Consider the following 26,115-nt stretch of genomic DNA (forward strand, 5'->3'; position numbering starts at 1 on the left):
ACCATGAAATTATTAAAAATAACAAGCGCTTTACTCTTCTTAACTTTGGTAAACTTTGGTTGTAGTAGTGATTCTGAAGAACCAGATACTGAAAAACCAACTATTACCATAAATTACAACGAAGGGTTTCCTAAATCGTGTGCTGTATTAGAAAAAGGAAAAGAGTACACAATACGTGTAAAAGTGTCTGACAACATAGCTTTGGCCACTTATGCTATTGATATCCACCATAATTTTGATCATCACACGCACGATGACCAAGGTTCTAATTGTGAATTATCTCCTATAAAAGATCCTGTTTCTCCTTTAATTTTTATGGAAAATTACACAATTGATAATAATCGTAAAGAATATGAAATAGCACAAAACATTACAATTCCTACTGATATTGATTCTGGTGATTACCATTGTCAAATTTCTGTAATTGATGTTACTGGATGGCAAAGTAGAACCTCTGTAGATATTAAAATTGAATAAGTTCTATTTTTTATTCTTCTCTTCAATCCACTTGCTCATAAACTTAGTAGTCTGTAAGGTTTGATGTTGCAACAAACTTCCAAGAAAATTTTGTGTACGATGTATTTCAAAATTTTCTTGGATTTTTTTAATCCCCCTAATAAAAGAAACACCTAACTTGTCTTTATCATATAGTGAATTAATTATTTCTATACCTTTTTGTTGAGACTTTTTCCAAAGAATATCATAAGTATATAACTCTATAGCTTTGTTAGCAAACTTCTCAAAATTATCTTCTATAAATCCGTTCCAAGGTAAGTTGTCATACATTCCTTCTGCTCCTATCGAAGTAGTAACACTTGGAGTTCCACATTCCATTGCTTCGGTTAACTTTCCTTTAATTCCCGCACCAAAACGAATGGGAGCTAACACGACTCTAGCATTTTTAACTACTTCGAGCGCATCTTCTGCAAAACCTTTAATTATAAATCCTTCTTTTGGTTTATGCAATTGTTGAATTTGTTGCGTAACATAGGCTCCGTAAATATGTACTTCTGCTTTGGGTAGTTGTTTTCTGATCTGCTTCCATATTGTTTTTAATTGCAAAACAGCATCAACATTTGGAGCATGAAAAAAGTTACCTATAAACACAAAATGTTTTCGTTCTTCAAAAGATTTCCATTTCTGAGTAGTTTCAGCATCTATTGTATCCAACAAAAAAGGTAAATGATATAACAAAGCTTTATCAATCTTAAAAACTTCCTTCAAAAGCTGGATTTCATAAGCTGAAATAATCAGGCTCATATCGCAACGTAAAATAGCAGCTATTTCTCGTTTTGCTTCATTCGATTTCAACAAAGCTTCTGTTGAAAATTGTTTTCCTTTTTTTAATTGTTGATGACGTGTTTTACGTAAAAAGTGTAAATCTTCTGTATCTAAAATTCGTAAAGCTTTCGGGCAATATTCTGCAACACGCCAACCGAATTGCTCTTCCATCATAAAACGATCGAACAACACAACATCAGGTTGAAGTTCCGTAATAAAATTATCAAAAGAACTTGAATTCAATTCGATAGATTTTTCTTCAATTCCTAATTCAGCTAAGTTTAAAGAGTTTTCAGTTTTTTGAGCTGGTGTGGCAAAAGTAATGGTATAATTATGGTTTTTAAAAACATTGATTAGCTGTAGCATTCGGTTACCAGCTCCTGTTGTTTTTTCTACCCAAACATACCCAATAATTAAAAGTTGTTGCATTAATTTAGTTCGCTAATTGCGTTTGGTAGTTATTTTGAACGCTTTTTGCCCACTCAGTGATTTGTTGTACTTCTTCTTTAGACAAACGAGCATCGGCATGCATCCAAGTATATGAATCTAATGGCATTTTTCCTTTTTCAACTTCTTCCCAAACTTCTTTCATTTTGTGTTCCTTTCTTTTTAAAGAATAGGTAGCCCATTCAGAAAAATTCAATTCTTCTTTTCCGTGATTTACATGATCAGCCAACCAATAATTCACAGGCGTAATACTGCTATACCAAGGATAACGTGTTGAGTTACTATGACAATCAAAGCAAGCCGTTTTTAAAATTTTATGCACTGCATCATTTGGCTTGGTTTCTTCTATAAAATACTGAACAGAAGTAATTTCTCCTTCATTTTTTTCTGGTTGAAAAAATTGTACTATTACTGACAATAGTAATAAAACTATGATTATTTTTTTAAAAATTTTCATACAATGCGTTTAAGTTTTAAAGATATGAAAACTAATTTTATCGACAAATAATTGTACTTTTGTACTTCATTTTTACGAAAGCCCAAAATGGGCAATTGCAAACAATGGTTAACATAAACACAAATAGTTGAACTATTAGTAATGGACATTGTGCAATATAAATAGATGAAATTATAAAACACAACTCATGAAATACGATTTAATCGTTATTGGTTCTGGTCCAGGAGGATATATCGCTGCTATCAGAGCCGCTCAATTAGGTTCTAAAGTTGCTATCATTGAAAAATACTCAACTTTAGGTGGAACTTGTTTAAATGTTGGATGTATTCCTTCAAAAGCTTTATTAGATTCTTCGCACCATTACTATGATGCAGTAAATCATTTCGAAGAGCACGGTATCTCTGTAGAGAAACCTTCTTTTGACTTCGGAAAAATGGTAGCTCGTAAAGCAAATGTAGTAGAAACTACTACAGGAGGTATCAAATATTTAATGGACAAAAATAATATTGAAGTTTACGAAGGTTTAGGATCTTTTGAAGATGCTAAGCACGTAAAAATCACTAAAAATGATGGTACTGAAGAAGTAATTGAAGGTACTAACATTATTATAGCTACTGGTTCTAAACCATCTTCTTTACCATTTATTACTATTGATAAAGAGCGTGTAATTACTTCTACAGAAGCTTTAAAACTTCCTGAAGTTCCTAAGCACTTATTAGTTATTGGTGGTGGTGTTATTGGTTTAGAGTTAGGTTCTGTTTACAAGCGTTTAGGTGCTGAGGTAACTGTTATCGAGTACGCTCCAACAATTACTCCAACCATGGATAAAGATGTTTCTAAAGAACTGACTAAAGTTTTAAAGAAACAAGGAATGAAAATTAATGCTAGCCACGGAGTTACTTCTGTTGAAAGAAATGGTGACGAGGTTGTAGTAAAAGCTACTAATAAAAAAGGTGAAGAGGTTACTTTCACTGGAGATTACTGTTTAGTTTCTGTAGGTCGTCGTCCGTATACTGAAGGATTAGCTTTAGAAAAAGCGGGTGTAAAAGTTACTGAAAGAGGAATGGTTGAAGTAAATGGTCATTTACAAACTAATGTTTCTAACATTTATGCAATTGGAGATGTAGTTCGTGGAGCTATGTTAGCGCATAAAGCAGAAGAAGAAGGTGTTGTGGTTGCTGAATATTTAGCTGGACAAAAACCTCATATTGACTATAACTTAATTCCTGGTATTGTTTACACATGGCCAGAAGTAGCGGCTGTTGGTAAAACTGAACAAGAATTAAAAGATGCTGGTGTTGATTATAAGTCTGGAAAATTCTCAATGCGTGCATTAGGACGTTCTCGTGCAAGTGGAGATTTAGACGGATTTGTAAAAGTATTGGCTGATAAAAACACTGATGAAGTATTAGGAGTTCACATGGTAGGTGCTCGTGTTGCTGACTTGATTATGGAAGCAGCTGTAGCAATGGAATACAGAGCTTCTGCGGAAGATTTAGCTCGTATTTGTCATGGACATCCAACCTACTCTGAAGCTGTAAAAGAAGCAGCGAAAGCAGCTTGGGATGGTAAACCATTAAACGCTTAATAAAAAAGCTTTAAACATACTTTAAAAAGCAATCTCGTATGAGGTTGCTTTTTTACTTTACTTCAATTGGCTAACTTTTCTAAGTTTTACTAAATTCGTCTTTTTTATAAAAATATAGACAGAAAACACCTAACTTATAATTAATGAATAATGTCTTTGAAACTTTTAGACCCAAAAACCCTATAATAGCACAACATGTCCATTATTATTATTTGGATGTAAAACCACAAAATAAAAAAATAGAGTTTGATTGCTATCCACATTTCAATAATTCCATCTCTCTTTACAACTCACATTTTAGTCCTGAAATTGGAAAAATAGTTTTTAAAAATGATACTAATCCTCTTCAAATTTTCACTCCTTTAAGAGAAAATATTTTTAATGTCACACAAATTGGTAAAGTACATAGAATTGTAATAATTTTCAACCCTTTGGGTATTCATCAATTTTATAGGGGGTTATCTTTTACATATTTTATAACAAAATTCAATTTCTTTTCTGAACTTGAACTTAACGCTCTGTTTAGCTCACAAAATATTAACACTATTGCAGGATTATTAGACCAATTTTTATTTCGTAGATATGTAGCCTATAACAATACTATTTTAAATAATGCTATCGAGGTAATTTTTAACAATTTTGATGCTATAACTATTGAATGTTTAGCTTCTAAATTAAACGTGAGTAGAAGGCACTTAAATAGACTTTTTAATTCTCATTTTGGTGTTTCAGTCAAAAAGTTCAACAAAATTGTACTTTTTAGAAAAACTTTAGAAAAAAAACTCTTAATCGATTCGGAACAAAGTTTTACTTCTTTGGCACATGAGTTCAATTATTTTGATCAATCACACCTTACTAAACTTTTCAAGAGCCTTACTTTAAGTTCCCCTAAAAACCTTATAAAAAAAGGAACACAACTTGGTAATGAAGATACTTTTTGGCATTTAAAATAGCTACCGTCCCATTTTTACAAGTTTCATTTCTTTTTTGCAATTACATTTGTAAAAAAAACAATAATGAAATTACTATTTTACACCTTCTTCTTTTTAGCTTTTATATCAACTAATGCTCAGACCACATATTCTGAACTAGTAAAAAAAGCTATGAAAACAATGAATACTTCAAAAGACACTACCTCTTACAAAAAAGCATTAAGCTTATTTGAAAAAGCTTTTGAAAAGTTTCCTGATAGTATTACCGATACTGAATTATACTATTCTTCTATTATTGCTGCTGATTTAAAACAAAATAATAAAGCCTTCAAATACTTAACTCCTCTATCTGAATTAATAGAAGATGAAGACGGTTATCCTGGTTGGGACTATGTTGTTGGTGAATATGCAGATGAAGATTACAAAAATATTCAAAACGACAAAAGATGGACAAAATTAAAAACTAAGGCTTTAAAAAGAAAAACTAAATTCTTTAGTAATCTAAAAAAATCAGAAGTAGAGTTTTTCAATACTTTAAAAATAAGTATTCCTGAAACCTTAAAGAGCGAAACACTTTTTAAGTATTTAAAAGAATTTAATCCCTATATAACAAAACAACAACAAAGTTATTCTATAAGCTTTAAAATAAACGATTCTTTAAAAACATCTTATTACGTTCATTTACCCCAAAACTATACTCCTAAAAAAGAATATCCTGTCCTTATTTTTTTACATGGAGCTGTAAGACATACTAAACTTTCTGACTTTGAAACAAAGAAAAACCTAAAGTATTGGAACAGATATTATACAAAGTATGCAGATAAAAATAATGTTATTTTAATTTTTCCTAAAGGAAACAAAAAGTATAATTGGATGACCTCTGATGCTGGTTTTTTTATGGTGCCTTCAATTGTAAGACAATTAAAAAAAGCTATCAATATAAACGATGATAAAATTTTTATTTCTGGACATTCGAATGGAGCTACTGGGGCATTTTCATATTTAATGAAACAGCCTAATATATTTGCTGGATTTTATGGTTTTAATACTGAACCAAAAGTGTATACGGGTGGAACTTATATTGAAAACATATTAAATCGTTCATTCATTAATTTTTCTACCGACCAAGATTACTATTATCCTCCAAAAGCTAATGATAATTTAGTTAAGTTAATGAAAAGTATAGCCGCAGATTATAAGGATTATCGATATAATGGTTATCCTCATTGGTTTCCTCAATTTGATGCTTCTGAGTCTGCTTATAAAATTCTTTTTTCAGATTTAATGAAAAGGAAAAGAAATCCTCATCCAAGAAAAATAACTTGGGAGTTTGATGATAATAATTATGGAAGTATTGATTGGTTAACTAACATACAACTTGACACTTTACAAAAGAAAACCTCTTGGCATAATAATTTAAATTTTGACATTAAAAAGTGGCTTACATATAATGAAAAAGATAGCTTAATAGAAAAAATTGTAGATAAAAAAGCCTTTGACTTTCCAAGAAAATCAGGAAAAATAATTGCTTCATACCAAAACAATACCTTCACCATTAAAACTTCTCGAATCAAATCTTTTAGAATTAATCTTTCTCCAGAAATGGTTGACTTAAGTAAGAAAATAACAATTTATGTTAATGACAAGTGTTACTTTAAAAAAAGAATTATATACGAAAGAGAGTTCATGATAGAAAATTTTAAAGAGAATATGGATTATAAACGGATTTGGGTAAACTTTATCAAAATCACTATATAAAAAATCCCGAACTGAATAGTTCGGGATTTTTTTATTGGTATGACGTTATTTCTTATTGAATTCCGTAAAAAGAACTCATGTTATCTTCAATTTCAGACGCTTTTTTAACCGCCTCATACATTTGAAATGTCTTATTCTGTCTTTCAGCAACAATACGCTTTCTATACGTGTCGTAGTTAGGTAATGCTGTTGGCTCTTCTCTCTTTTCTACTACAAAAGCAAATACACCTTTATCTCCTGCAACATTTTTAACCATCTTGTTTTCTTTAGCGTTCATCATTGCTCCTACTACTTTAGGCTCAAATCCTACACCAGAAATTGTTGGTGATTGTAAGTTTACATCGGTTGCTGCTCTCACTGACTGATTCACAGATTTTGCGATTTCTTCTAAAGTAGCTCCGCTCATCTTATCTTCAATCATTTTGGCTTTTCTTTCGTTTGTTAATATAGGACGAACTGAAGTAATTGCCTTATCAACAGGCATTAAACCTTTAGCTGTTTTTGCTGTTAGTACCGCTACAATATATCCTCCTTCAACATCAAAACGCTTGTAACTTCCTTTTTCAGTCTCTGGTTCAAAAGCCCAAGTAATAATTTGTCTTTCGTTACCAACTCCTGGTACGTTTTCATCTAAAGATTTTAATCCTACTGCTGGTAGTGAAGTTAAGTTTTTTTCTTTTACAGCTTCTTCAAAAGCTTTTCCATTAGCTAATTCTAAAGCAAATGTTTCTGCATTTTGGAATACTGCATTCTCCGTTTCTTCTGAAGCTTCTATCTTACGTCCAAAAGTAGCTAACTTCACTACTGGTTGAAAATTCTTTTGCCCATCAATTTTAATTACATGGAACCCAAATTGAGTCTTTACAACTCCCATATCTCCTTCTTTACCTTCAAAAACGAAATCTCTGAATGATGGTACCATTCTATTGTAAGCAAACCAATCGTAAAATCCTCCTTTTTCAGCAGAACCTTGATCAGATGACATTTTTTTAGCTAAATCTGCAAACTTAGATTTATCTGCTTTAACAACAGCTAATAAGCTATCTGCTGTTTTCTTAGCTTCCTCTTCCGTTTGAACAACAGTAGCATCAGCACTAGCAGAACCAACAAAAGGAATTAAAATATGACTTGCTTTCGCAGAGTCTGGTAATTGTTTTACCTCAGTAATTTTAGATAACTTAAAGAATCCTGCATCTTTGTATGGTCCGAATACATCACCTTCATTTCCATTGAAAACCTCTTCTGCAATTACTTGAGGAACTTGTATTTTAAATTTATAACTATTATCTAATCTTAAATCAGAATCATTTTCTTCTAAAAATTCATTGTAGTTAGTAGTATTTTTTAACCCTTTAACTGGAGTGTTATTTACTACAGAATCATCAATTAATTTGGCCACATTAGCTTTAATAGCTTCTTCATCTTTTGTTGAAGGTTCGATATTAAATTTTACAAAGTTAATGTCTCTTGAAGCTTCTACTTGAAAAGCATCTTGATGTTGGTTTATATAATTTTGAATATCGCTTTTCTTTAAAGTTACTAAGCTATCTGCAATTGTTGTATAAGGTACATATACATACCTACCAGATACTTTTGTGTTTTCAGTTAAATATCTAGACTCCCCTTCTTTTAAAGAAGCTCCTAAACCAGCAGCTACTAAGTTGTCGTATGTTGTTTTTTCTATGTTACTTTTAATAGAAGCCATGTAATTTTGCCATGCAGCCCATTCTTGTCCATTTTCTTCTTTTATAGTAGCTAAATGTTCTTTTAACTTGTTTTTATCGAAAATACCTGAGGTTTGGAATCTAGCATCATTTTGAACTACAGGAGTTTCATATAAGGCATTTAAAATATCTACATCTCCTACAGTAATTCCAGCTTCTTCTAATTGTTTTTTGTATATTTTTTGACGGATTAAATTATTCCATACTGCCTTTGCTGCTTGCATCTCAGACATACTATTTCCTGTTTGCGCTTTGTAAGCTTCTAGTGCTTCAGCAAACTCTTGACGAGAAATGGCTTCTCCATTTACTTCACCTATTTCGTTTACTTTACTTGCGCTGAAAAAATCTGATATTGTAGAAGGGTCTAATACAAAAGCAAAAAGTGCTAAACCAATTACAAGAATTAAGAACATTGAACGTTCTCTAATTTTCGATAAAATTGCCATACGTAATTTATTTTATTAACAGTGTGCGAAAATACAATTTCACATTAAATAATGCAATGTTTTTTTACGCTGTTTTTGAGGGAGTTCTAAGTAAATGAGGCTAGCTTAATCTTCTTTGTAAATTACTTTAAAATAAATTTCATCAATCTTAGTTGCACTTACTTTTAAAATTTTGATTTGGAAGTTTTCTATATCTAATACCTCATCTTGTAATGGTATTGTTTCTGTATGGTTTAAAATAAAACCTCCTAAGGTTTCATAAGCTTCTTCTTTAGGAATTCCTAAACCATATTCTTCATTTAAATAATCTACCTCTAAACGAGCTGAAAAATTAAATTCATACTCACTAATTCGTTCTTCTAATAATTGTTGCGTATCATGTTCATCTTCTATTTCTCCAAATAACTCCTCTACAATATCTTCAACTGTAATAATACCTGAAGTTCCTCCATACTCGTCAACTACAACTGCAATACTTTTACGCTTTTTTATTAAATTATTAAGTACATCATTAATAATCATTGACTCAGGAACAAACTCTACTGGTAACAAAATCGACTTAATAGTACGTGGTTTTTTAAAAAGCTCAAAGGCATTTACATACCCTAAAATATCATCTAATGAATTTTTATAAACCAAGATTTTCGATAACCCAGTTGTAATGAACATTTTTTTGAGATTACTTACCGTTTCGTGTAAATCAACCGCAACAATTTCTGTCCTAGGCACCATAATTTCACGAGATTTAACCTTATGAAACTCTAATGCATTTTGAAATATTTGAATTTCTGAATCAACTTCTTCTTCATCGTTTCCTGAATCTAATTGTTCTAAAATATAATTTCCTAATTCTTCTTTACTAAATTCGGTCTGAATTTCATCTTCTTTTGTTCTAAAAAATACATGTAGAAAAAAATCTGATATTCTGGTAATTACCCATGTAACCCCATAAAAAATAACATAAAAAATATAAGCTGGTAGTGCAAAGAACTTTAGCATTTCGTTTGCATAAATTCTAAAGATAGCTTTTGGCAAAAACTCTGCTGTTACCAATATAATTACAGTCGAAATAAGGGTTTGAGTTAATAAACTTACGTCTGATAACACATAGTTTACAACCGCATAATCTGATGGTAAAAAAGATTGAAACCATTTCATTAACAGCTCTCCCATAAAGTAACTATAAATAACTAAAGCTACATTATTACCTACTAACATAGTGGTAATAAACTTTGAGGATTTTTCAGTTAGCTTAGTTAGAATTTTAGAGAGCAAACCGTCTCCCTTTTTTTCTAACTCTATGTGAAGTTTATTTGCAGATATAAAGGCTATTTCCATCCCAGAAAAAAAGGCTGAAAATAAAATAGAAGTAAGAATTATTAAGAGTTCGGGTTGCATTAACGTTCTTTGTTTCTTTTTTCTACTTTTCTTCTAAAGTGTCGTTTGAAGAAGAAAATTAATATGATAAAGATAGCAAATCCAAACATAATAAATGCTTCTTGTCTGTCTGAATTCCATTTAAAGATTCCTTCAACAAAAAAGATTACTCCTATAATCAAGTATCCGTATTGTAAATATTTCCAAAGTGCGTTCATTATATATCTTTTTGTGTAGTTTCTACATCTCCAGTAATATCTTTAGCTATCCATTTAGTTAAGTCTTCGCTCGACTCAAATCCAAAACCATTAATTACAGATTCAGGTGTTGTAAATCGAAAACCGTCTTCTGTAAAAAAATAATGCTCCTTTTGATCCCAAAACAACTGGTTAGTTTCTAATTTTGTTTGATTGCTATGGTTAGTGATAACAACATTACCTCTAATTTCAGATATTTTTGTTTTATTATAGGTTAATGCATAATTACCAGAAATTGTTGTTGAATCTGCTCCTTTTTTTTCTATTGTTACTATTTCTATTCCTTTTGGAAACTCACTGTAAGGGTGTTCTTTTCTATTTGAATAGTCATAAAAAATAGGTGCTTTTGTTTTTGAACTTATTCTTCCAGAATCTTTGTGAACATGATAAATATTTACTGCTGAACCTACTGGTAAATTTTTATCAGCAAGAAAATCTCGCACCTCCTTTTTAGAATTAGTACAAGAAAAAAACATTGCCACCAAATAAATGGTAGCAATGCTATTGTATATATGTTTTGCTCTTTTAAGCATTAACTTCTATTAAGGTACACGAACAGTTTCTCCAATCCAACATCCTACTCTATAACTTGCACCAGAAGACATTCCTTTTTGGAAAATTAACTTTTTAGATGGTACATTTTTTTTGTAACTAGAAATATATCTTCCTGCTCCACATCCTGGATCAACTTTTTGTGCTTTTAAAGCTTTATTTAAGGCTGCTACATATACCATTCTTTTTTCAAACTCGTCGCTACCACATGAATTTGCGCTTCTTTGGTATAAACTTGCAATAAACAAGTATGCTTTACCCATATTAGGGTTATACTTTAGTGCTTCATAAGCTAAAGCTCTAGCTCTACTTCCACCAGCATTTTGTGCTTCTCTTAACTTGTACTTAGCCTTTTTAAACGGGTCTGTTTCTAAGTCGAATGCTTTTTTTCTCATTTCAGCAGCTCCACCATTGTCTCCGTTTTTAGCTAACACACCAGCTAAGAAGTTATATGCATCTGCAGATTGTGTTACCTTTGCGTACTCATTTGCTAATTTTTCAAATAAAGGGTCTGTTTGGCACTCTTTATTATACATTCTTGATACTGCTCTTTTTAACCAAACACCATCAGTTTTGTTTTGTTCGAAATCTCTAGAGTAAATTGGTATTAATCTTTCACAAGTTGCTATTTTAGATATTTTAGCGTCTAAACCACCTTCTACTTGACCTAATGAAGAAGAGTTAATAGTATATGCTCTTAAAAGACTCTTTTCTCTTGATGTAATAGTACCCACAGAATCTTTCTCTTGTAACTTTGCTATCTTCTTACTGTAATCTTCCAGCTTTTCATCAACTGACTCCATTACATCATCATAAGTATCAAATACTTTTTGTGGATTTGTATCTTGATACTTATCAGCTATCATTTGGAAGTATCTAAAGATATTTTTTACCCCCATATCTTTAGGAGAAATATCATAAGCCTTTTTTAAGATTTCAAAAACTTCATCATCAGAAGCTAATTTATTATCTATTAAAAACTCAGCGTAATCACTATGCGCTTTTGCTGCCCCTTTCTTTGGATAATTAGCTAATCTTGTTTCATATACTTTTTTAGCTAAAACAGGATCTTTTAAGTTCTCTGCAACTTTTGCTCCATACTTGTATATGTTAATAGACAATGTAGCACAGTTATCTAATAAGTATTCTAAATTAGGTTTTGCTTGGTCATATTTTTTAGTTGTAGCATCTCCTTTAAAAAGATTGTATTTAATATGACACTCTTGACTTGCTTGCGCTTTCGCTCCACTTACGGCTACAAACAAAAATAATCCTGTTAGTAAATACGTAATTTTTTTCATCGTTCTCAGTTTATGTTAATCTATTCGTGTTTTTTGGAACCACTTAATACTATTTAAAGATAAACTTAATCTTACATTAAAGTAGTCTTCTTTTATTAAGTTATTGTTAGTAGTACCTCTTTGCCCATACTCAAACCCTATATTAACGTTTGATAGTTGTCTTGGCAACGGTAATCCTAATCCAACATTTATGCCAAAGTCTTTCACAGAAGTAAAATTATCGGTAGTTTTAACTAGCAATCCTGTATCTTCAAAACGCAAACCAGCCCTATAAGTAACTCTATCCCAATAACTTGAAATAGAATTTATTTTCGGTATAAAATATCCTCCTATTGCAAATTTATTTGAATCTTCATATTTATGAGATGATCCATCTGCTATAAAAACACTATTACTTTCTAAAGCTGTTTGAAATTCTTGATTAATTCCTACATACCATTTATTTTCTTTTCCTAAACCAAAACCATAAATACTTTTTAAAGGCATGTTGATATTACCATTTAAAGTTCTATTGAATAGTTCATTTCTAGGAACTTCTTGCCCTGATCCATTAAATGACAATGAATACATTTTCTCAGATCCTTTAGCAGATAAATCTGTAGACAAAATAAATGATGCTCCTGTAGATAGTTGTAGTTTATTTTTAAGTTCTGTTTTATATTGTATACCTAACTTAAACTGTCCTCCTCTTAAATTGAAAGACTCTTCATGTTTAGTTGCTAATGCTACATCTGCTCTTTGATTTAAAACGCTATTATCTATGCTTCCAAAAATAAATCCCGCTTCAGCACCAATAGACAAGCCTTTATAAACATACATACCATAACTAGCATATATCTTATTGGCTCCTCCTTCACCTGTGAATAAAGTAACATTATCAGCATTTTCATCATTTAGCAAAGAGTAGCCTACAGATGAAAAAGGTTGCAAACCAATAGATAAACCTGCATTTTTTCCTACAGGAAAACCTAACGATATATATCTTAAGTTTGTTGAGTTACCTGTTTGAGAAGCATTTTGTTCTTTGACTGTTAAAAAAGTCAAACTACCACCTATTGCGTAGGTTGCTGCTTTTAAATCAGCATTTGAAGCTGGGTTTGTAAAATTTAGGTGATGATAATCTTTCATTGCAACACCTATACCTCCCATAGAAGCTTGTTCTACTGTTACTGCCTCAAAACTCTCACCAATACCAAAATAAGAATAAGGTGATGCACTATTTCTTTGTGCTATTATTACTGATGAAGTAAGTACAAAAACTCCTAATATAAATCTCTTAATCATTCGCTAAATTGTGTATCAAAATAGTATGTAACCCCTCCAAAACAAAATTTGGATGGGCAAATATGACACTTTTTAATTGTTTTGACAAAAAATATGTATCTCCTCCTGTTAAAACTACTGTTAAATGTGGATATTTTTTTTGATATTGTACTATAATCCCGTCTATTTCATTACAAACTCCATTGATAATCCCTGAATGAATTGAACTTTCTGTATCTGTACCAATAAAGTTTTCTAATTCTTTTGCTTTTAATAACGGTAATTTAGAAGTAAAAGTATGTAGTGCCTTATACCTCATAGTTATCCCCGGTGAAATAGCCCCTCCAAGATAATTTCCTTCATCTGTGATAAACTCATATGTTATACAAGTACCAGCATCTAGTACCAATACATTTTTATTTGGATATTTTTTTATCGCTGCTGATGCCAATGCTACCCTGTCTACTCCTAATGTTTTTGGCGTTTTATATAAGTTCTTAAATGGAACTTTGGTATTTGAGTCTAAAAAAACCGGATTCAAAAGTTCAGCTATTTTTTTCGTTTCCTCATCTGTAAAATTAGCTACAGACGATATAATACTATTCGAAATTGAAAAATTTGAAATTATTTTTTTTAGCTCTGAAATTATATTTGTTTTTTCAAAAGTAAAGACTTCTTTAATAGTATCTATTTCAAAAACAGCTACTTTAACTCTTGTATTTCCTACATCTATAATTAGGTACATATTTCATTTCTTAGAGCTTGTAAATTTACGTTACATTTTTTTAAAGTTTTTACTTTGTATAATTAAAAAACGATTGTATATTTGCATCCGCTTAACGAAAGTAGCAACTGGTGCCTTAGCTCAGTTGGTAGAGCAAAGGACTGAAAATCCTTGTGTCCCTGGTTCGATTCCTGGAGGCACCACAATAAAACTAGTAAAATTAGTTGCGAGTTTTATTTTAAAGATGTTACTTTTTAAGTTATGACTGGTGCCTTAGCTCAGTTGGTAGAGCAAAGGACTGAAAATCCTTGTGTCCCTGGTTCGATTCCTGGAGGCACCACGATAAAAACCCGAACAAAATTGTTCGGGTTTTTTAGTTTTAACAATAAATCAAAATCTTCTCATACATTTTTATTTTTAATACAAATTCTTGCAAAATTCTATCATCTAAGAGGCATTAAGGTTTATTTCAGTTTCAAAAAATCAGGATATATAAGTAAGACTATGCATCTACCGCTGAACACCTCACTAAACATGATTTATAAATACTTACTTTTTTAAAAAACTTATATATTCTTTAATTTTCTTTAATCGTTTTTGTAATTATATATTTGTTTATTTTTAAATTGGTCATGTTAAAACAAGACCAATAAATACTTAGGAACCTTGTCGTATGAAAAGAACAATGAGTCATACTCTTGAGATACTTCTCAGGTAGTAGAGTATTGAAAGTGTGTTAATGAGTAAGGTTAAGGAAGAAGAAAAAATTGCAAGACATAAAAATATTAATCAACTCATTTAGTTTCCAATCTAAATACAGTAAACGCTATGATACTTTAATTAACAAATTAAGCGATATATAACAGTTAATTTAGATTAAGTATTAAACGCTTTAGAAATTGTAATAAATGAGTTAAAACAAAAACAAGAATGAATAACACCAAACCTCGATGGCTACAAGACTTTAGAAGGTTTGTTCCTTTAAAAAGTCAATTTTTTCTTTCGGGTAATATTAAGGATTTTCAGTTACTGGAGAACGATTTTGGCAGCTACAGTTGGCATCGATTAGAAAATGTAATAGATTCTGAATTAAAAAACATAGGGTATACACATGTGGTTTACTATAACCCGTTAAGTGGTTTTGACATTCCCTTTTTTACAGGAAATTCAGATGAAAAAAAAGTGTTTTTTCAAAAACTTCAAATTCCTCTTCAGCAAGAAGGTGTCTATAACGATTTACAAACCTTTAATACGGTATTACAAAAGATTATTCACTATCCTGATGAACCCATTGGGTTAATTGTCGATTTCGCTTCTCAGTTTTTAATAAACCCTGAAAATTTGGTAAAAGCAGAACACGATTCTTTTAGTATAGCTCATATCTTATCTCAAACTACAGAAACTAAACCTTACGGTAACCCTCCTAATCCGTATTACAACATTGTAATATGGTTAGTTGATAAAGAGGGAGACTTACCCGATTGGATGGTGGTTAACAACCCTAAAATAAGACATATACCTATTGGAAAACCTAATCACATTGCTCGTAGAAGATTGGTTCACCCGATTGTGGAGAGCCTAAGCAAAGATAAAGCTAATGTAGATGCTTTAGTTACTGAATTTGTGGAAGAAACTGAAGGTCTTTTATTGTTAGACTTAGTGGCGATTATAGAATTAGCAAGATCAGAAAACATACCAATATCTATGATAGCAGATGCAGTACGGCGATACAAAGTAGGTGTAACTGAAGACCCTTGGATGAAAATTCAACGTAGCAAAATTGAAAACGGAGAAGCTTTTATCAAAGAACGTGTTATTGGACAAGATCATTCTGTACAACATATCATGGATATTGTAAAGCGAGCCATCACTGGAGTGGGGAATTCTAAAAGAAATAATCGCCCAAGAGGTGTAGTTTTCTTAGCAGGGCCTACTGGTGTTGGAAAAACTGAATTAGCTAAAACCTTAACCAGTTTATTATTTGGTGATGAAAGTGCCTATATTCGGTTTGATATGTCTGAGTTCAGCGCTGAACATTCCGATCAACGCTTAATCGGTGCTCCTCCAGGATATGTGGGTTACGATGTTGGTGGCGAACTCACCAATGCTATAAGAGAAAAACCATTTAGTGTAGTCTTATTTGACGAAATTGAAAAGGCACACCCTAGAATATTAGATAAATTTCTTCAGATTCTAGATGATGGGGTTCTTACGAGTGGACGAGGAGACACCGTTTATTTCTCTGAGACACTAATAATTTTCACATCAAACCTTGGAATTTATAAAAATTCAACTACTGGTGAACGATTACCAAATGTGACTTATAAAGATAGTTTTGAAACTGTTGAAAAGAAAGTACGACATGAAATTGAGCGCTATTTTAAGTTTGAACTCAATCGACCTGAACTCCTCAATAGAATTGGAGACAACATTATTATTTTTGATTATATACGTAAAGATGTTGGTGAAATGATTTTTGATATGATGATGAAAAATAATATAAAGGGGATTCAAAAACAATTAAATATTACACTAAATATTCACCCCACAGTGATGCAAACATTAAAAGAATTATCTGTTACTGATTTAAACAATGGTGGTAGAGGCATTAGAAATAAAATTGAGTACCATTTTATCTCACCTTTCTCTAGAGCTTTGTTCTCTTTAAATCCAGACAAGGGAGAAACGGTAGAAGTAACTTCTATTTCTTTTGAAAACCGAAGTACTACCATTCATCTAACTAAAAAATAATTGAATGAAAATAGGAATCTCTCGTTTACACTTTCCAGTAACTACACTTGGTCCAGGGCAAAGAATTGGCATTTGGTTTCAAGGCTGCTCTCTACATTGTGAAGGATGTATCTCAGCAGATACCTGGCAATTCAAAACCAATTCAATAAATATAGAAGAAGTAAAAAATCTATTAAAAAAGTGGCTTCCAACATGCGATGGAATTACTATTTCCGGCGGAGAACCCTTTGATCAAGAACCTGCTTTACAAAATTTGCTAAAATTTCTTAAACCTTATAAACTTTCCTTGTTAGTTTACAGTGGATACTCTTTCCAAGAATTAAAATATAAAAAAGTTGTTCAGGAGAAATTAATCGATGTGTTAATTTCTGAACCTTATGACTATACAAAAGCCCAAACTCGAGCTTTATTAGGAAGTGACAATCAACAAATTCATTTTCTTACTAATTTAGGAGCGCAAAGCTTTGCTAAATATTTAAACAAAAAACCCGAAAGTAAATTAGACATTCAGTTTAATAATGAGACTCTTTGGATGGCAGGCATACCTATTAATGGAATGAATAAAATAACTGAAAGTTTTCGACAAAACAACGTTGAAACAACCAATACTCAAGCGGTGATAAAGCAACATAAGAAATGAAACACATACGACTTTGTCCTGCATGTAATACTGAACGACCAGTAACCGAAATGTATTGCCAAAACATAATCAGTAATTCAACATGTAGTTGGTTATTAATGAATGTACCCCAAACTCCAGTAGGCGGTCGAATCGAAATTCATCCTGAAGCTGAAGAATCAATCAAACGCCTTTGTGAAAACGGGCATGAAGTTGGAAAAGACGATTTTATGTGCATGGAATGTGGTGCTGACATTCAAGAATTAACAATTAAAGAAGAAGCCCTCAAGAAAATTGATGCATACACCATTATTGAACCTATCGAGATTTCAGGAGCTACCAAAGAATGTTTTTTAGTTAAAGACACTAATGAAAAACACTTTTTTTTAACTTATTATCATGAAAATTCTGAGCCTGATAAAACAATTTATGATGTACTGCACCGAGCGGATGTTGATCATATTGCTAGATTAGTAAAAACAGGTTATTGGAACAATCGATTTTTTGAAGTTTCTGAACATATCCAAGGAGGATCACTCAATGATTTAGGATATATAAAAGAAAACAGACTCGAAACTTTAGTAAACGAAATCGGTCGAGCACTACGAGATTTCTCAGAAGCTGGTTTTAGACATCGTAATTTATGTCCTAAAAACATTCTAATCCGTGATAATGAAACCTTCGATTTGGTAATTATCGATTACAGTTCTGCAAGGTTATCAGATTATGATCTTGATACCGATACCCCTATACAATTAACTCGGTATACAGCTCCGGAAGCTATCATTGGTGGAGTAAGTCCTGCCTCGGATTGGTGGAGTTTAGGAATGATAGTTTTAGAGCAAATTACCAAAGGAGCGTTCTTTGAAAACATTAATGACAAAGCGTTCATGATCCATTTGGTAACCAGAGGCGTTCAAATTCCAGAAGGTATTGATGAACATATACTTTTATTGCTAAAAGGCTTGTTATGTAGAGACCCTCTTAAACGTTGGCACTGGGAACAAGTAGAAAAATGGCTGAATAAAGAATATGTTGCTCCTCCTATAAAAGCTACTTCGGGGACTGATCAAAAAAAGGAAAAAACCATCCAACTTGGAGATACAACTTACACCAATGTAAGCTATTTTGCACTTGCGGCAGCAGAGGAAAATAATTGGAAAAAAGGTTTGACCTTATTTACTTCTGGTGAAATTTCAAATTGGGTAAAAGAAATCCTTGGAGAAGGAAAAATAGCTGCTACTATTAGAAACTTACGCTCTAAAGAAGATATCGATTTGGAGTGGAGGTTTTCCTTAGCTTTAATGCACCTCAATGAAGCTTTACCACTTACTTGGCGAGGACAAATTATTATTCCTGCATGGTTACTTGGCAATCCAACACTCGCTTCAGAGCTTATAGAAGGAAACATTCCTGATTATTTAAACACACTTTCACGTGAAAAATGGTTGGTTAACCTCAAGAGTAGAAAACAAAATGTTTTGCAAAAAGCAAAGAGTTTAGGTATTGAATTGGATAATGACAAGCTCAAGATTAATACACTAAGTACTTCTAGGGTACGATTAAAATCTGAATTGAATCTTTTACGTCAAATTTATCCTGATGCCAAAAACATCAGTTTATCTGATTTAATGGGAGACATCCGACTTAGTGAAGAAGATTTGATACTTATTTTAAGCGCTCAACAAGATCAATTTATCTCCTTAAATCAATTAGTAAAAGAAGCTGCTAATTTGGCAAGAGAAATAAAAATTGAATCTAATGAAAGTTTTTTTAGAGAAACTCTAATAAAATCCAGGCTAGAAATTTACGAATCTCTACACGAGCTTTTAGAAGGGTTTTCACTAAGTAATAACAATAACTTAAATCGTTGGGCAGATCGTTTCAGGATAGAAAGACGATTACCCATATTGCAATCAATTTTATGTTTATCCATTCCCAAAGACAAATGGATTACACCACCAAAGTATGAATATGCTTCTAGTTTATTAAACTTTTTTGAAAAAAAGATTATTCATACTTCCTCTAGAGGTCCTTTAGTTAGATTAGTTATTTCTAAACATTCACCTCGTTTAGATTTAAAGACATTAGGAACCTCATTAAAACCTTCAGAAAAAATACTCAATAGTATTATTAATCGCTCATCTAGTACGGAAAAAATAGATCCATTAAGTTTCAGCCAAAACCCATTACTTAGTTACCGAACAAGGAGGTTAGTTTTAAGAACAGCAAACTTTAAACGCGATACCGGTTTAGACTCTTTGTATTTAGGGTTTCCATTCCTAATTAGTCAGTTCAAAAAAAATAATCGTCCCCGAATATTACCTATTATTTTATGGCCAATTACACTGGAATTTAAATACCGATCAAACCCTACACTAAAAATTGGTTTCGACAAAGTTCGTGAAGAAATTCGACTAAACCCAGCTCTTTCAAGCTCCTTAGAACCTGAAAATTACAAAAGAATAACACAAATTTATAATGAGGTTTTAAGTAGGCAATCTCTAAGTGTTTCTGAGGTTATCGATGCCTTCGGTTCATTTGTAAAACACAAAACTTCAAAACTTGTTACTCATCCTGAAGTTACTTACATGATGGAAGATATAGGTCTTGAACTACATAGCTCTGGAGTAATTTTTAATGCCAATTTTACAGGTCAATCAATTAGTGAAGATTTGCGTTTACTTCAAAAATTACCACATTCGGGAACAGCTATGGAACCAATTTTAAAAATAAGCACGCCACAAACACCCGAATATAAGCCCATACAATCAGAAAATAATCGATTTACTGTCGTTAATGTAGATCCTTCACAAGAACACGCAGTAATGCATAGTCGATTAAAACCAGGTATTGTCATTGAAGGTCCACCTGGAACAGGGAAAAGCCAGACGATTGTTAATATTATTTCCGATTGTATTGGTAGAAAGGAAAAAGTATTAGTAGTCTCTCAAAAAAGAGCAGCAATTCAGGTAATTATGAAACGGTTAGAGGCTGTAGGTCTAGAAAAAAGAGCTCTTTCTATCACTGATATTGCTAAAGATAGACAAGAAATTATTCGAAGTATTCGTGAACAGGTTTCTTTCGATTTAAACAAATCTGAGCAACAAAATATTCTTGAAAAAATCACATTCAAGCGAAATAACTTGGCAAAACAAATTGATAGAATCGAATCGAAATTGAATATAATTTCTAAAGAGATTCATGTACTGGACGAGCAAGCAGGCGCAAGTTATCGAAACATTTTATCTGAACTTATTGAAATTCAACATAGTGATTATATTGATATTCCTGAAGCCCGAAATTTTCTAGAAAATACTTCAGCAGATGATTTGAACATTCTTGAAACGGAAATCAGTACGTTAATGCGTGAATGGGTGCCTTCAAAATATGAAAATAATGCGCTTTCCAATTTAAAAATAACACAATATGATAACGCAACAAAAAAAGCAATTAAGCAAGATATAGAGCTTTTTAATGAGATTGAAGAAAAAAGAGTAGATTGTATAAAACAAACCACAGGAGTCTATGATAATGAACACGCTCAATTTTATAAAGCATGGCTGTATAAAAACGAACAAAAACTCCTAAATATTACTGATACAGAAGCTAAAAATGCTAAAATTTGGCTTGATTTTATTTGGGATGAACTCAATGAAAAGTCCATTGGTGACGATATTCTTGATGAACTAAAACAATTACTATCAGACCTCAAAATACTGATTTTCAAATACAAAAAAATCTATTTTTCGAGTTGGTTAATACAAACTGATAATGAAATCCTAGAAGAAGTAATTCGAGCTTGTGACAGCTATCTAAATACATCCATTTTTAAGTTTCTTAATCCTTTAACATGGAAACATCAATTTCTATTGAAGAAAGTCTTAAAAGAACTTGAACTTCACTCCAATAAAGAAAATATAAAACTATTAAAAACAAATTCTGAATACGAAATTACTTTTAGATCTTACCGAAATCACTTTAATAATGTATTAATAAAGTTAGACAACACAGTAGAAACCATTACAAACCCTAAGTTTCTTGCTGTGAAAATTAGTGATAAAATCAGCGAACTATTAGACACGATTGTTTTAGTAAAAGCATTAAAAAAATGCCCTTTAAAAGATGAAGCTAAAAAAGTTTTAAAATCCGGAAAAGAATCTGAATTTCAAAATTTCATAAAAGAATTAAGCAGTGCTAGTAATCGTTTTGAAAAAAGACAAGAATCCTACGAAAAACTAACTGACTTAAAACAATGGTTAATAGATTCTAGTTTTAATTTTTTCCATTCAAACATAAAAAATAACAATACCGATTTATCTGTCATTCAAAAAATGTCCCAAGACATAAACCACTTTATTCCATATCAAAAATTTAGGATAAGACTAGGAGATAAACTTCAAGAAGACAAAACATTACAACTTTTAGCAATTTTTAGGAATTACGAAAATAAAATTACTCAATATACCTCTGAACGTTGGCCTAAAATTATCCAAAAAACAATACGACGAGAAGGTTTATTGGGTTGGAAACAACGTATTGAAAAAGAAACACCAGCCTTACTAATGGCTGATAGTGAAATTGACCAAAATGTACGATTGTTAGAAAATAGTTTAGCTGAAATAAAAACATTAAACAAAGAACTACTTAACTTAAACTATGACTTTGGAAAAATTGGCTCAAAGTCACAATGGCATGGTATTACACGTCTACGAGGGCAGAACTATAAAAAACTACGAGAATTTATTCATTTAGGCAACAATTTAGGCTTAATGAATATTCGTCCAATTTGGTTGATGAGCCCAGAGGTAGTTTCACAAGCTTTACCTTTACAAGCGGGATTGTTTGATGTAGTAATTTTTGATGAAGCTTCTCAAATGTTAATTGATCATTCAATCCCTTCACTTTATCGTGCAAAACGTGTAATTGTAAGTGGTGATGAAAAGCAAATGCCTCCAGCAAACTTCTTTGGTCATAAAATGGATGATGACGAAAGTGAAGGCATAAATATCGAACTCAGTGAGGATAATTCCGAAGAAGAATTAACTCTATATGAAGAGGCTTGGAATAAAAAAGAAGTCAAAGATTGTCCAGATTTATTAACATTAGCCAAAACGGTTCTTCCCACCACTACACTTCAAATTCATTACCGTTCTCAATACAAAGCGCTTATTAACTTTTCTAACCATGCCTTTTATGCTGGTCAATTACATATTCCTGCTTATCACCCTAAAAACGAAATTAAGAAAATAAAACCTCTAGAAGTCATTCGAGTAAATGGTGTTTATAATGAACAAACCAACGAAACTGAAGCTGAAGTGCTAATTGAATACTTATATAACCACTGGCAATTACCTGAAAATGAAATTTTAAGTACAGGTATTGTAACCTTCAATAAAAAACAAGCAGATCTTATTGAAGATAAAATTGAAGAAAAAGCGCTTTCAGATGATGCTTTTATGGAAGTTTTAAATCGTGAACGTAACAAACAACAAGAAGGAGAAGCCATGGGCTTTTTTGTTAAGAATGTAGAGAATGTTCAAGGAGATGAACGTGATATGATTTTATTCAGCACTACATTTGGTTTTAATAAACAAGGAGTTTTCCGCCGAAATTTTGGAGCTTTAGGGCATCGTGGTGGAGAAAGAAGACTCAATGTAGCTATTACAAGAGCAAGACATAAAGTAGTTATTGCCACCTCAATGCCCATCAAAGATATTTCTGATATGCTTTCTACAGGACGATCTCCATCAAAACCAAGAGATTATATTCAGGGCTATTTGAAATATACCGAAACACATTTTAGTAATCAAATAGAGGTTGCTAATCAATCGTTAAAAAGGCTTTCATCAAGAAAAATAGAAGAAAGTAAAACACTAAATAACGATGGTTTTAAAAATACTGTTAGAAATTACATTCACAGCTTGGGTTATGAAACCGTGGAAAATAATGATAACAATGTTTTTTATTTAGATTTAGCCATTGAAGATAAAAACACAGGACGATTTGTTATTGGAATTGAATGTGATGTACCTCAAAACTCATTACTTAAAGATGCTAGACATCGTGAAATATGGCGCCCATTGATTTTAAAAAAATCGATTCCTCATATACATAGAACTACCTCTTATAAGTGGTTACAAGATACAGATAATGAAAAATTAAGGCTGAAACACGCCATACAAAATGCTTTAAACAACACACCATGAGCGGACCAAAAGTTGTACGAATCGTTACCCCAGCTGAGCGAAAATTGATAAAGAAAAGGTGGTTAACTAGATTAAAAAACAAAATAGAACACGTGAAGGCTTATGCCATCAAACATAATATGTTTACAGAAGAACTTCAAGGTGCTTTGGATGAAACATTGGAGTATTACCAAAATATTTCAGAAGATGATTATAGAAAAATAGAGCGAGAAGTTTCGGGACATATCGAGTTTCTAGATAAGGAAAAAAAGAATTTGGTAAAAAAAGTAGTTAAAATTAGGACTTCTAAATGGGAATCTTTTAAGAACCTAAAGAGTACACATAACGAATTACGCTTTTTACTTAAAAATAAAAGCATTGATTTCCAAGATTTCGACACTCCTTCAAATATAAATGAAATAGAAGAATATCGTGAAAAAGTAGATTATTTGTACAGCCTTTTAAAAGAAGCTTCTTTTAATTCTCAAACACTGACAAATGAACAAAAAGTAATTCAAGAACGATTATCTTCTGGTGACAGTTTGCTGTCTGTACAAAAATGGCGTTCCAATCGTCCTAAAGTAATTTCCAGACTAAAAAAGTTAGAAAACGCGTTAAAGGAAATGTATATTTCTGAAATTTCTCAGAACAAAATACACGAATTTATGAATCGTTGTGCCGAATTAGAAGAAGAAGCTCCTAATTACGATTTGTTATTGGATTCATTAACTATTCAGGTAGCCGAGTTCAGTAAAAATCAATTGGCATTACGGGAAGCTAAAGAAAAGCTCAAAACAGCCATTGACCAATTAGAATCTTTAGAATTGAATCTGAGTTTTATTGATAAATGGATAGCCTTACTTAATTCAGATAATCTAAATGATGTAAAAGATGCCTTAGAAAAAGCCAAATACTTGTATACTGAAGTTTCGGAGAAAATCATTATTGAAACTCGACGAAAGGCTATTAAAAAGGCATTACAAAATGCAGGTTATGAAGTTAATGACACAATGGAAACTGCATGGGTTGAAAATGGGAGCTTAGTGGTAAAAAAAGCTAAAAATTCGTTATATGGTGTAGAGTTTATGAGTCCCAAAAACCTAAGCCGCATTCAAGCACGAGTTGTTGCCGATAAAAATAGAAATAATGAACGCAGTCCAAATCTAGACAAAAATCAGGAAGAAATTTGGTGTGATGAATTTTACGATATTAAAACTATTTTAGAAAGCCAAAATTTATCTATTGTTGTGGATAAAGCAGAAGAAGCAGGTGCAGTAAAAATGAAAGAAATTGCTCTAGGTAATGATTATGTAAAAAGAGAAAATCAATCCAAGAAAAGAAAAAATGTTTAAATTCAATACAAAAATATGTATAACTACATACCACTATAGACAGTATCTTATTGTAAGGTAGCTTTGAAAACAACTCTATATTTAAATAAAGAAGCTTGGAGCTTTACCAAGCTTCTTTATTTTTTTAATTTAAACTTCATTTCAATAGGCAAATGATCTGATGCCTGTCCGAACTTTTTTAATACACTTCCCTCTACATACTCTATAAAATCCTTGGTGTAAAAAATATAATCAATACGTTCTTCTGGATTTTTTGTATCAAAAGTATTCTCAGGATTTTCAGTTGAGAAAGCAGCATTTCCTACTCCATCCATTGCAAATATTTTTTGAATAACGGCTTCACTGTCTCTAGCTTTTGAGTTAAAATCTCCTAATAAAATTGTAGGGTATTGACTCTTATACTTATTAAAAAGATTCAATACGTACTCAAACTGTCTTACTCTCGTTGCTTTATCAAATGCTTCTAAATGTAAATTTATTACTACCACTTCTTTTCCTTCTACCTTAACTTTTACCACTTGTACCAACCTGTCTAAATACAAAGCGTCTCTATAAAAAGGGTTATCAGCTACTCGTTCTAAAACGATACGCTCATAATCTTTTAACTCATATTTACTTAAAATTGATTGACCTGAAACTATTTTACCAAAGTGCATACTTGGTGGCCAGTATGGAAAAGGCACATAATTCTCATCCCAGTTTACACCTCTTGCTACATAATTATAACCTAGTTCTGCTAATTTTTCTTCTTGGTTTACTTTATAAGATCTAGCTGCATTGTAATCAACTTCTTGAAGCGCTATAATATCTGGATTTACTTTTTTTATTTCAGTTAATACCTTTTTCATATTTCCTTCAAACAATTGCTTAGGTTTTGCTACTGCTCGGTTATTCGTCATTCCGCTTAAATAACCAATATTATAAGTTACTATACTATATACTGAATCAGTATCAATTTTACTCGCATACTTATGCGTAATAATTTTAGCATATTCTGCTTCATCAATTGTTGGTGAAGACGCCCAAAAAAAGAAGATTACAAACACTCCTATAGCTACCAATAAAAACCTTACAGCAATTCTGAAAATTAACTTCATA

18 protein-coding genes and 2 tRNA genes are annotated in these 26,115 nt (G+C 31.7%); 10 read left to right on the forward strand and 10 right to left on the reverse strand.

Annotation, left to right across the window (positions count from 1 at the left end):
- Positions 1-3 precede the first annotated feature (3 nt).
- Positions 4-477 (forward strand): DUF4625 domain-containing protein, encoded by a 474-nt coding sequence (locus ABMY20_RS01805; protein WP_073181724.1) that lies wholly within the window; start codon positions 4-6, stop codon positions 475-477.
- A gap of 3 nt (positions 478-480) precedes the next feature.
- On the opposite strand, the gene ABMY20_RS01810 is transcribed toward ABMY20_RS01805, so the two are convergent.
- Complete coding sequence (locus tag ABMY20_RS01810) at positions 481-1,710, reverse strand: glycosyltransferase (RefSeq protein WP_159489772.1); 1,230 nt, start codon at positions 1,708-1,710, stop codon at positions 481-483.
- A gap of 4 nt (positions 1,711-1,714) precedes the next feature.
- Positions 1,715-2,185 (reverse strand): heme-binding domain-containing protein, encoded by a 471-nt coding sequence (locus tag ABMY20_RS01815; protein WP_349264496.1) that lies wholly within the window; start codon positions 2,183-2,185, stop codon positions 1,715-1,717.
- 187 nt (positions 2,186-2,372) lie between these two features.
- Here ABMY20_RS01815 and lpdA point away from each other — a divergent pair, with 187 nt between their 5' ends.
- From lpdA to ABMY20_RS01830, 3 genes are all read left to right on the forward strand, one after another.
- Positions 2,373-3,773 (forward strand): dihydrolipoyl dehydrogenase, encoded by a 1,401-nt coding sequence (gene lpdA, locus ABMY20_RS01820; RefSeq protein WP_349264497.1) that lies wholly within the window; start codon positions 2,373-2,375, stop codon positions 3,771-3,773.
- Between the two features lie 143 nt (positions 3,774-3,916).
- Positions 3,917-4,726, forward strand: coding sequence for an AraC family transcriptional regulator (locus ABMY20_RS01825; protein ID WP_349264498.1), 810 nt, complete (start codon positions 3,917-3,919; stop codon positions 4,724-4,726).
- Positions 4,727-4,789: 63 nt separating this feature from the next.
- Positions 4,790-6,463: an alpha/beta hydrolase-fold protein gene (locus ABMY20_RS01830; RefSeq protein WP_349264499.1), complete on the forward strand. Its 1,674-nt coding sequence runs from the start codon at positions 4,790-4,792 to the stop codon at positions 6,461-6,463.
- A gap of 52 nt (positions 6,464-6,515) precedes the next feature.
- On the opposite strand, the gene ABMY20_RS01835 is transcribed toward ABMY20_RS01830, so the two are convergent.
- The 7 genes from ABMY20_RS01835 to ABMY20_RS01865 form a co-directional block, all read right to left on the reverse strand.
- The gene (locus ABMY20_RS01835; RefSeq protein WP_349264500.1) at positions 6,516-8,633 is read right to left on the reverse strand and encodes a peptidylprolyl isomerase; all 2,118 of its coding nucleotides are present in this window, start codon (positions 8,631-8,633) and stop codon (positions 6,516-6,518) included.
- Positions 8,634-8,738: 105 nt separating this feature from the next.
- Positions 8,739-10,031: a hemolysin family protein gene (locus tag ABMY20_RS01840; RefSeq protein WP_349264501.1), complete on the reverse strand. Its 1,293-nt coding sequence runs from the start codon at positions 10,029-10,031 to the stop codon at positions 8,739-8,741.
- Positions 10,031-10,228, reverse strand: coding sequence for a hypothetical protein (locus ABMY20_RS01845; protein ID WP_159489762.1), 198 nt, complete (start codon positions 10,226-10,228; stop codon positions 10,031-10,033). Before ABMY20_RS01845 ends, ABMY20_RS01840 begins: the two co-directional genes overlap by 1 nt.
- Positions 10,228-10,800, reverse strand: coding sequence for an LPS export ABC transporter periplasmic protein LptC (gene lptC, locus ABMY20_RS01850; RefSeq protein ID WP_047788526.1), 573 nt, complete (start codon positions 10,798-10,800; stop codon positions 10,228-10,230). Before lptC ends, ABMY20_RS01845 begins: the two co-directional genes overlap by 1 nt.
- 9 nt (positions 10,801-10,809) lie before the next feature.
- The gene (locus ABMY20_RS01855; protein WP_349264502.1) at positions 10,810-12,120 is read right to left on the reverse strand and encodes a hypothetical protein; all 1,311 of its coding nucleotides are present in this window, start codon (positions 12,118-12,120) and stop codon (positions 10,810-10,812) included.
- A 15-nt stretch (positions 12,121-12,135) separates the two neighbouring features.
- Positions 12,136-13,404: a hypothetical protein gene (locus ABMY20_RS01860; RefSeq protein ID WP_073181738.1), complete on the reverse strand. Its 1,269-nt coding sequence runs from the start codon at positions 13,402-13,404 to the stop codon at positions 12,136-12,138.
- The gene (locus ABMY20_RS01865; RefSeq protein WP_047788529.1) at positions 13,397-14,128 is read right to left on the reverse strand and encodes a type III pantothenate kinase; all 732 of its coding nucleotides are present in this window, start codon (positions 14,126-14,128) and stop codon (positions 13,397-13,399) included. The genes ABMY20_RS01860 and ABMY20_RS01865 overlap by 8 nt, the downstream gene beginning before the upstream one ends.
- Positions 14,129-14,237: 109 nt before the next feature.
- On the opposite strand from ABMY20_RS01865, the gene ABMY20_RS01870 reads away from it, so the two are divergent.
- The 6 genes from ABMY20_RS01870 to ABMY20_RS01895 all read left to right on the forward strand — a co-directional run bounded on the left by ABMY20_RS01870 (position 14,238) and on the right by ABMY20_RS01895 (position 25,017).
- A tRNA-Phe gene (locus ABMY20_RS01870) sits at positions 14,238-14,310 on the forward strand.
- A 64-nt stretch (positions 14,311-14,374) separates the two neighbouring features.
- Positions 14,375-14,447, forward strand: a tRNA-Phe gene (locus ABMY20_RS01875).
- Between the two features lie 590 nt (positions 14,448-15,037).
- A complete protein-coding gene (locus tag ABMY20_RS01880) occupies positions 15,038-16,858 on the forward strand; it encodes an AAA family ATPase (RefSeq protein WP_349264503.1) in 1,821 nt (606 codons plus the stop codon).
- 4 nt (positions 16,859-16,862) lie between these two features.
- Positions 16,863-17,498: a 4Fe-4S single cluster domain-containing protein gene (locus tag ABMY20_RS01885; protein ID WP_349264504.1), complete on the forward strand. Its 636-nt coding sequence runs from the start codon at positions 16,863-16,865 to the stop codon at positions 17,496-17,498.
- Entirely contained in the window at positions 17,495-23,686 is a 6,192-nt protein-coding gene (locus tag ABMY20_RS01890; protein WP_349264505.1) for an AAA domain-containing protein, read from the forward strand. The genes ABMY20_RS01885 and ABMY20_RS01890 overlap by 4 nt, the downstream gene beginning before the upstream one ends.
- Positions 23,683-25,017, forward strand: a complete 1,335-nt coding sequence (locus tag ABMY20_RS01895; RefSeq protein WP_349264506.1) for a hypothetical protein — start codon at positions 23,683-23,685, stop codon at positions 25,015-25,017. Before ABMY20_RS01890 ends, ABMY20_RS01895 begins: the two co-directional genes overlap by 4 nt.
- Before the next feature lie 116 nt (positions 25,018-25,133).
- On the opposite strand, the gene ABMY20_RS01900 is transcribed toward ABMY20_RS01895, so the two are convergent.
- Positions 25,134-26,114 carry an endonuclease/exonuclease/phosphatase family protein gene (locus ABMY20_RS01900; RefSeq protein ID WP_349264507.1) on the reverse strand — a complete coding sequence of 327 codons (981 nt, stop codon included), beginning with the start codon at positions 26,112-26,114 and terminating at the stop codon, positions 25,134-25,136.
- Position 26,115 lies beyond the last annotated feature (1 nt).

It is taken from the genome of Tenacibaculum sp. SSH1-16, assembly GCF_040104435.1.
Classification (GTDB): domain Bacteria; phylum Bacteroidota; class Bacteroidia; order Flavobacteriales; family Flavobacteriaceae; genus Polaribacter; species Polaribacter mesophilus.